The following is an 8,443-nucleotide window of genomic DNA, read 5'->3' as shown; positions in this document are numbered from 1 at the left end:
AAATCATCTTCGATGCACTAAAATGAATTCCTTTCCTTATGGCACAACGTTAACTGCAAAACTGTTTCGGTAACCTTTTTCTATGGCGCAACGCGGACTGGCCGGATGCCTACCGGGTCAATCGCTTCGTATCCGGCACATCGAATGATACGGATGCCGACGCGGCGCTATCGAATTTCGAACGGTTCCCCACTTGGATGTGGCGTAATACCGAGGTCCTGGCTTTCGTCGCCTGGCTGCGTGACTACAATCGGGGGAGCGAGAAATATAAGGGTCGAAAGGAACCTGTAGGGTTCTACGGCCTTGATTTGTATAGCATGACAACCTCGATGGCGGCAGTTCTGGCCTATCTGGACAAGGTCGATCCGCAAGAAGCCGCCGCGGCGCGAGCGCGCTATGGCTGTTTTGGCCAGTTCATCGGCAATCCTCAGGCATACGGTTATGCCATTGCCTCGGGCAGATGGGATTCCTGCGAGCAGGAAGTGATGAATCAACTTATGCAGCTGCAACGGAAAGCGCGCCTCTATGTTGAACAGGATGGCGTTTTTGCCGGGAACGAATATTTTTCGGCGCGGCAGAACGCCGAGCTGGTAAAAAATGCTGAGGAATATTACCGGGCAATGTTCAGAGGGCGGCCCAGCACATGGAATTTACGAGACCGGCATATGTTCGAAACGCTTGAGAAACTCGCTGCTCATCTGGAAAGCCGGTTGGGCCGAGAGCCGCGAATTGTCGTATGGGCACACAATTCTCATCTGGGCAATGCTGCAGCGACGGATATGGGGCAGCGCGGCGAGATCAATATCGGCCAGCTGGTGAATGAGGAATACGGGAATAGGGCGCTTCGCATCGGATTTTCGACCAGCCGTGGCACGGTAACCGCAGCTTCGGATTGGGACGGCCCCGCCGAAACAAAAACCGTTCGCGACCCATTGCCCGGCAGTTATGAAGCAATTTTTTCGGGACTCGAAAAGAAACGTTTCTTTCTTGATCTTCGGACCGAAGACGAAGCTGTCAGCCTATTGAAAGAGAAAAAACTGCAGCGGGCCATCGGGGTAATTTACCGGCCTGAAACCGAGCGAGCAAGCCATTACTTCTATTCATCCCTCCCACGGCAGTTTGATTTCATGATCCATATCGATAAAACAGAAGCTGTGCAGCCATTACCGTCATTCGTTCATAAGAGGCCCGGTGAAATGGACGAGACCTATCCATCGGGTTTTTAGACGCCTGATTTCAACGTAATTCTTTCCTATCTGTAGTTTCATACTTGTTTCTTCTATGGCAGCCGCCGAACTAATGGTGTGCGCGGCTCCGCCGTAGGCGCCGCTGAGATAACGCAGAACGCTTCCCTACCCAGCGCTTCCATTTAATTCCTTGATTTTAAAAAAATGTGACCTATTTTAAATAATGCCGTGTCATGCGGCAGCACGAAAACAGATCGAAAATAGCTGAGTCCCGTGTTCATTCAAGGAGACATCGATGAAAAATACGAAGAAAAATCAAGTCAGCAAAAATGGAGCATTAACCAACGGGTTTTTCCGGACATTGCCGATCATTGCGGCATTGGCCGCGTCAGGCTTCATCCAGCCGGCTCTTGCTGTCGATCGCACATGGTTTGGCAGCACAGGGGATTGGGGTGTCGATACGAGCTGGTCACCCACAGGTGTGCCGGGCATCAGCGACAAAGCAATTATCAACAGCGGCAATTCAACTCTATCCTTCAATACGGGGATAACCGGACTTGATCTGTTCGGCGGCATTCTTGGTGGCACAGGCAACCTTACGCTCAGCGGTTTGAGTACCTGGACTGGCGGGAGCATTGCTGGCGCGGCCACCACCACCTTCAGCAGCACCTTGGACCTCAGCGGCAACGGCTCCAAGGTCATTTCCGGCGGGCGCACAGTGAACGCCGGCAACAGCACCTGGAGCGGCAACACCGGCGACTTCGTCAACGACCTCGCCTTGAATGGCGGCACCTTCAACAATACCGGTACCTTCACCGATACCAATGCCTTCTCCGATCAGATAACTGGCAACGGCACCTTCAACAACAACGGCACATTCAACAAGCAGAGCAACACCCTCACCAATGTTGGCGTTGACTTCAACAACACCGGCACGGTCAATGTCAATGCCGGCACGCTGCGCCTGCAAGGGGGCGGCACTCACAGCGGCGCCTTTGCCCTGGCTAGTGGTTCCACCCTTGATCTCCACGCAGGCACTCACACTTTGAATGCAGCAACCACCAGCGGCGCCGGCACCTTCGAGATAAGCGGCGGTACGACCAACCTCAACGGTGGCACCCATACCACGCACTTCCTGCTCGCGGGCGGCACCCTGGCCGGCACGAGCACCCCGATCGGCGGCGCTGCCACCTGGACTGGCGGGAGCATTGCTGGCGCGGCCACCACCACCTTCAGCAGCACCTTGGACCTCAGCGGCAACGGCTCCAAGGTCATTTCCGGCGGGCGCACAGTGAACGCCGGCAACAGCACCTGGAGCGGCAACACCGGCGACTTCGTCAACGACCTCGCCTTGAATGGCGGCACCTTCAACAATACCGGTACCTTCACCGATACCAATGCCTTCTCCGACCAGATGACTGGCAACGGCACCTTCAACAACAATGGCACATTCAACAAGCAGAACAACACCCTCACCAATGTTGGCGTTGACTTCAACAACACCGGCACGGTCAATGTCAATGCCGGCGTGTTCAATGTCGCACACGCATTCACCAACGCTGGTACGGTGAATGCTAGCGCTGGTGGAACTTTCCAATCTTCTTGTGGCGGGACGGATTGTTTCGGTAATACAGGGATTATGCAAGGCAACGGCACAATTCAGACACGGATCAATAACGAGTTGGTCAACAGTGGTGCGATCAATCCCGGAGACGCCATTGGCCATCTTACCATCGATGGTAATCTGCATCAGGCAGCGAACGGCGCAGTTAACTTCGAACTAGCTGGCCTGCATAATTTTGACCAACTGACGGTTACCGGCGACGTAACATTGGGCGGCAACATTGCCTTATGGAACCTCGGCTACACGCCTGTGGCCGGTGACAGCTTCGTGGTGGCGACTTTCGATGACCGCGCCGATACGACTTTCTCATCCCTCAGCCTGCACGGCTTCAGCCCCAATACCTTCCAGGTGTTTTACCACGACCACGACGTCACCGTGGCAGTGGTCCCCGAGCCTGAACAATACTTGATGCTGCTTGCGGGCCTAGGCCTGATGGGCGTCGTGGCTCGCCGTCGGCGGAACTGCATTCGGCGGTGCGATGAAACTGTTTAGTACCTGATCCGGGTTCCAGACTGCCCGGATCCAAAAGAAAAATCGTGCCATTGGCCCGCTTGTTCCGGCCGGTAGCTTACAAGAAGGGCGAATGGATGTAATTTAATTAACTATTAATGGAAGGAAAAAATGAAGAAATTACCTTTTGTTTTACTGATCGGGGCTGCCCTGCTTAGCCTGTCTGCCTTTGCCCAGAATGATGGCGACCGTGCGGATGCTGCAAACCGTGCCGTGAACATCTCTCTCGGTAGTTCTGGGGGAGCGCTGGATAACGCCGCATTGAAATCGGTCCGCAAGCTGGTCGGAAAAGCGATTATTGCCGATACTGTAGATACTTTCGCTGTTTATAGCCCGAGAGTGGGCGGCCCGATTCCGATCGAGGGCGGCTTGAACGCCTGCGCGGAAGCAGGTTTTAGCGCAACGCCAAAACAGTTCAACGCTTTCGTCAAGCAGTTGCGCGCCATTCATCCCAAGGCGGGAACCTTCCTCAATGTGGAGCTTACCGATCAATGCAAGCCAATTGATGTCGTTGCGTCCGCGGTCTGTGGAGGTATTGCGGGAACAGCCTGTCCCGACGCAAAACAGTTTTGTGATTTTGGAACGGGTCAATGCAAGGTGGCAGACGCACAAGGCACATGCAAGACCAAGCCCACCATTTGTCCGCAGATATTCAAGCCTGTTTGTGGTTGCGACGGTAAAACTTATTCGAATGCATGCACGGCGTCGGCCGCGGGTGTATCCATTGAACGAGAGGGAGAATGCAAAAAATCAGAACCGCAAGCATGCGGTGGAATTGCCGGAATTCCATGTCCTAACGGCAAAACCTGCGTAGATGACCCCGCTGACGATTGCGATCCGAAACGCGGCGGTGCGGATTGTCCCGGGATTTGCCAAGGCAAATAGCAGCTGACTTATTCCGCAACATTTCTCAAGGCCAATGTTAGGCAACGCACAGAGGCAGGCATAACGAGATGTTAAAAATTGGTTCATTTGTCGTTAGACGGGGCTATGCGATCAACTGGGGAATGCCCATTCGCATAGCTCGATCGATCACTTTTTAAGGAGGACTTATCTTGTCAGACGCATCATCCGGCATGCCGGGCATGGTAACCAATAAAATCGGGGCAGCCACTAGTGATCTTGTTGGCAATGCTGTTGAGCAACCCGAAAAATCGTCCCCAAGCGGGTCAATGGCAGCAGATGCTTCTGAATCGGTCGAGCGTGAGCAAGGAAAAAGCCATCACGTGGTTTCCACCACTGCTTATTACAGCGTTGAGGGACATGACCCTGACGGTTATGTTTATGACGAAACGCAAGACTGGCTGGAGGCTGACGCGGAAACAGGTGGGGTGCTATATGGCGAAAAGGATTTTTAATCGCTGAAAAACATCCTGATAGCTTAGCTGCTTACGGGATTCGTTTACGTGATCATCCAAGTGGTAGCAGTAACAGTACGATAAATTTTTATATTTCAAGGAGAAAACATCATGGCAAACATTGCTCGTCGTTCCCCGTTCGGTGATATCGCTCGCTTCGACCCGTTTTACAATGTTGATGATTGGTTCAAGGGTTTTGGAATGCAACCGTTTTCCATGGACTCGGAGACCGCCCCTACAATCAAAATTGATTTAAAGGAAAATGACACGGCCTATACCGTGCGCGCAGAGATCCCGGGGGTAAAGAAAGAAGATGTCAAGGTGCAGGTAGAAGGCAATAGAGTTTCCATCAGTTGTGAAACCCGGCAGGAAAAAGAGGAAAAAGAGGGCGAAAGGGTCATTTGTCGCGAATGCCACCAGGGATCGAGCTACAGGAGCTTTACTTTGGGGAGTGATGTGGATGATACCAAAGCCGAGGCCAAGTATGAAAACGGCACGCTGGAACTGACGCTTCCGAAGAAAGAGGGTAAAACCTCCAGACGGATCGAGGTCAAATAGCAAGTGATCTTTTATAGGCTGAGCTAGCGCGCTGTACTGACCGTTCTCCTGATGAGAATGGTCAGTCTGTCCTGAGGTTGGACGCGAACTTTCGGGAGGGCGGCCGCAGGTTTTAACCCGCTTCAATAACAATAAGGCTGAGTATGACATCGTAATTCTGGCCCGCTTCAGCGGAAGTCGATCAAAATGAAGTGATCACGCCGTACGGGAGAGATACATAGTCATGTGAAGCTGACTCGGCTGTGCGCTATTCATTTTGGAGGTTCTGTGGCGGCAAAGCAGATTCTGTTTCATGAAGCAGCCCATGCCAAAATTATTGAAGGCGTCAATATCCTTGCGAATGCAGTTAAGGTGACTCTCGGTCCCAGAGGTCGGAATGTCATTCTCGAGCGTGCCTATGGTCCGCCGTTGGTTGCAAACTCTGGTGTCATTGTAGCGAAAGAGATCGAGCTTGAAGACAAGTTCGAGAATATGGGCGCGCAGATGGCAAAAGAGGTCGCAAGCAAAACATCCCATGTGGCGGGAGATGGCACCACCACCGCTACGGTACTTGCACAGGCGATCATTCGCGAAGGTATGAAGTTTGTTGTGGCCGGAATGAATCCCATGGATTTGAAACGCGGTATCGACAAGGCAGTTGCCGCTACTGTCGATGAACTCAAAAAAATGTCCGTGCCATGCACGACCAGGAAAGAAATTGCCCAGGTCGGTGCGATTTCCGCCAATGCCGACGCCGTTGTTGGCCAAATCATTGCTGAGGCCATGGAAAAAGTTGGCAAGGAAGGGGTGATAACCATCGAAGATGGCAAGAGCCTGGAAAATGAGCTGGAAGTAGTGGAGGGAATGCAGTTTGACCGTGGGTATCTGTCTCCATACTTCATTAATAGCCCGGATGAGCAGATTGTTGTAATGGAAGAGCCCTCTATCCTTCTGTATGACAAGAAGATCAGCAACATCCAGAATCTTCTTCCGCTGCTGGAGCAGATCGCCCAGGCCGGCCATCCACTGGTTATTATCGCTGAGGACGTCGAAGGCGAGGCGCTGGCGACACTGGTGCTCAACAATATCCGCGGCACATTGAAGGCGGTTGCCATAAAAGCCCCCAGTTTCGGCGAACGGCGCACCGCCATGCTGGAGGACATTGCCATTCTCACAGGCGGCAGTGTAATCGCCGAGGAAGCGGGTCTTACAATGGAAAAGATAACATTGAAAGATCTTGGCCGGGCCAAGCGCGTGGAAGTGGCGAAAGAATACACAACGCTGATTGGCAGCGCCGGCGATCCCCTAATGATTCGCGGCCGAATCAAACAGATTCGCAAGTTAATGGAAGAATCCGCCGTCGATTACGACAAGGAAAAATTGAAAGAACGGGCTGCCAAGCTCGCTGGCGGCGTCGCGATAATCAGAGTGGGCGCCGCCACCGAAATGGGCATGAAAGAGAAAAAGAGCCGGATTGAAGACGCGATGCACGCAACCCGGGCTGCTGTTGAAGAGGGAATTCTACCAGGCGGCGGTGTGGCGTTACTGCGGGTCAGGGAAGTAATCCGCTCGCTAAAGGGCAACAATAATGAACAACAAGCCGGCATCGAGATTGTGCTGCGGGCGTTAGAAGAGCCTTTACGGCAGATCGTTGCAAATGGCGGCGGCGAATCCTCGGTTATCCTTGCCAAGGTGCTGGAGGGCAGGGGCAACTTCGGCTACAACGCAGCAACCGAAGAATATGGCGATCTAATGGAAATGGGCATCCTTGATCCGGCCAAGGTAACACGCTCCGCCTTACAGAATGCTGCGTCGATAGCTAGCCTGATCCTTACCGTTGACGTCATGATTGCGGAATTACCCAAAAATAAGCGGGTAACTTCCCGCAATTCGAGTGAGATGGATGAAATGGATGCGATGGCTTGAATGAGATGCAGACAAGCAGCTCCGCCTTCAAATCGAGGATGGCGAAAAGCAAAGGCTTGTTGTCAGTAAAACTTTTCATCTTTGTCAACTAACGGGCTATTCCCGCCATAGGAGTTTTATCATGGGCACTCATACTACGCCTCCCGGCTTTCGCCCGATTTCCCGTCGTGACAGCATGTTCGAAGAGCGCGTGCACGATGCCTATCGGGCGAGACATAAGTTGCCTGAGCCGACCGTCTGTCCGCAATGTGGCGCTGTATTCCATGAAGGACGCTGGCAGTGGCTCCAGGCTCCCGCCGATGCGCACCAGGAACCTTGTCCCGCATGCCATCGCATTCATGATCATTTTCCCGCCGGTTTTGTGACTTTGCAGGGGGAGTTTTTTCTCGCTCATCGCGAGGAAATCCTGCATCTTGTGCATAACGTAGAAAAACATGAGCGAACCGAGCATCCGCTTAAACGTATCATGGAAATCGAAGAAAAAGACGGTGCGACGCTGATTACAACCACTGATATCCACTTGGCGCGAGGTATTGGCGAAGCCATACATAACGCCTACCAGGGCGAGCTGCAATTCCACTATAACCCGGACGAGTATCTGTTGCGTGTGGGCTGGACACGATAGAAATCAACGATTAAATAGGGCTCACTTATTGCCGGATTAATATTAATAATAGTATTAGAAGCATCATTTATGGCGCTGCTTTATCCCCGCAGCCAAACGCTTCATATCGAAATGTAACTCAAGCGGAGAGCATTATGCCTGTCGGTGAAATTTGTAACCGTGATGTTATTGTTTTGCGACGAGACGAAACCATTCTGGAGGCGGCCAAGCTCATGCGCCATCACCACGTCGGTGATGTGATCATTGTGGAAGAGCGCGATGGCGTCCGTATCCCCGTCGGGATCGTGACCGATCGGGATCTGGTTGTAGAGATCATGGCGACTGAACTCGATCAGGGGGTTATCACCGTAGGCGATATCATCGAGCAAGAGTTGGTCACCGTGAAAGAAGACGTGGCCATCTTCGATGCGGTTCAATACATGCGCAGTAAGACTGTAAGGCGTTTACCGGTCGTGGATGAAAACGGCGCGCTAGTAGGCATACTGACACTGGATGACTTGTTGGAACTGCTATCGGAAGAATTGCTTGCAATTGCCAAATTGGTAAATTATCAACGGCAAAAGGAAATGAGGGCGCGACGCTAGCAGGTGATATCGGATCCTGTACCCGTCGAGATGTGCATGGAAGAATTAAGGTCAGGCTGATTTCGCGGTGAGGCATGCAATATGGTTCCGGT

The 8,443-nt window shown here is 52.5% G+C and carries 8 protein-coding genes; all 8 read left to right on the top strand.

Going from position 1 to position 8,443, the window contains the following annotated elements:
- The first annotated feature begins 53 nt into the window (after window positions 1–53).
- Window positions 54–1,226: an erythromycin esterase family protein gene (locus tag BLS94_RS13810; RefSeq protein WP_256325447.1), complete on the top strand. Its 1,173-nt coding sequence runs from the start codon at window positions 54–56 to the stop codon at window positions 1,224–1,226.
- A 256-nt stretch (window positions 1,227–1,482) separates the two neighbouring features.
- Window positions 1,483–3,303 (top strand): beta strand repeat-containing protein, encoded by a 1,821-nt coding sequence (locus BLS94_RS13805; RefSeq protein WP_090962302.1) that lies wholly within the window; start codon window positions 1,483–1,485, stop codon window positions 3,301–3,303.
- A gap of 129 nt (window positions 3,304–3,432) precedes the next feature.
- Entirely contained in the window at window positions 3,433–4,206 is a 774-nt protein-coding gene (locus BLS94_RS13800; protein ID WP_090962300.1) for a Kazal-type serine protease inhibitor family protein, read from the top strand.
- Between the two features lie 170 nt (window positions 4,207–4,376).
- Window positions 4,377–4,679 carry a hypothetical protein gene (locus BLS94_RS13795; protein ID WP_143021711.1) on the top strand — a complete coding sequence of 101 codons (303 nt, stop codon included), beginning with the start codon at window positions 4,377–4,379 and terminating at the stop codon, window positions 4,677–4,679.
- 111 nt (window positions 4,680–4,790) lie between these two features.
- A complete protein-coding gene (locus BLS94_RS13790; protein ID WP_090962298.1) occupies window positions 4,791–5,237 on the top strand; it encodes an Hsp20/alpha crystallin family protein in 447 nt (148 codons plus the stop codon).
- 267 nt (window positions 5,238–5,504) lie between these two features.
- On the top strand, window positions 5,505–7,142 hold the full coding sequence (gene groL, locus BLS94_RS13785; RefSeq protein WP_090962288.1) for a chaperonin GroEL: 1,638 nt from the start codon (window positions 5,505–5,507) through the stop codon (window positions 7,140–7,142).
- 121 nt (window positions 7,143–7,263) lie between these two features.
- The gene (locus BLS94_RS13780; protein WP_090962286.1) at window positions 7,264–7,767 is read left to right on the top strand and encodes a BCAM0308 family protein; all 504 of its coding nucleotides are present in this window, start codon (window positions 7,264–7,266) and stop codon (window positions 7,765–7,767) included.
- 134 nt (window positions 7,768–7,901) lie between these two features.
- Entirely contained in the window at window positions 7,902–8,351 is a 450-nt protein-coding gene (locus BLS94_RS13775) for a CBS domain-containing protein (RefSeq protein WP_072766763.1), read from the top strand.
- Window positions 8,352–8,443: the final 92 nt, after the last annotated feature.

The sequence above is a fragment of the Nitrosospira sp. Nsp18 genome, assembly GCF_900103145.1.
Lineage (GTDB): Bacteria > Pseudomonadota > Gammaproteobacteria > Burkholderiales > Nitrosomonadaceae > Nitrosospira.
Note: the sequence above shows the minus strand (reverse complement) of the source record. Positions and strands in the feature narration are given on the sequence as shown.

Coding starts and splice junctions, on each gene's coding strand:
- BLS94_RS13805 (WP_090962302.1), top strand. CDS start 1,483: ATGAAAAATACGAAGAAAAATCAAGTCAGCAAAAATGGAGCATTAACC.
- BLS94_RS13800 (WP_090962300.1), top strand. CDS start 3,433: ATGAAGAAATTACCTTTTGTTTTACTGATCGGGGCTGCCCTGCTTAGC.
- BLS94_RS13790 (WP_090962298.1), top strand. CDS start 4,791: ATGGCAAACATTGCTCGTCGTTCCCCGTTCGGTGATATCGCTCGCTTC.
- BLS94_RS13780 (WP_090962286.1), top strand. CDS start 7,264: ATGGGCACTCATACTACGCCTCCCGGCTTTCGCCCGATTTCCCGTCGT.
- BLS94_RS13775 (WP_072766763.1), top strand. CDS start 7,902: ATGCCTGTCGGTGAAATTTGTAACCGTGATGTTATTGTTTTGCGACGA.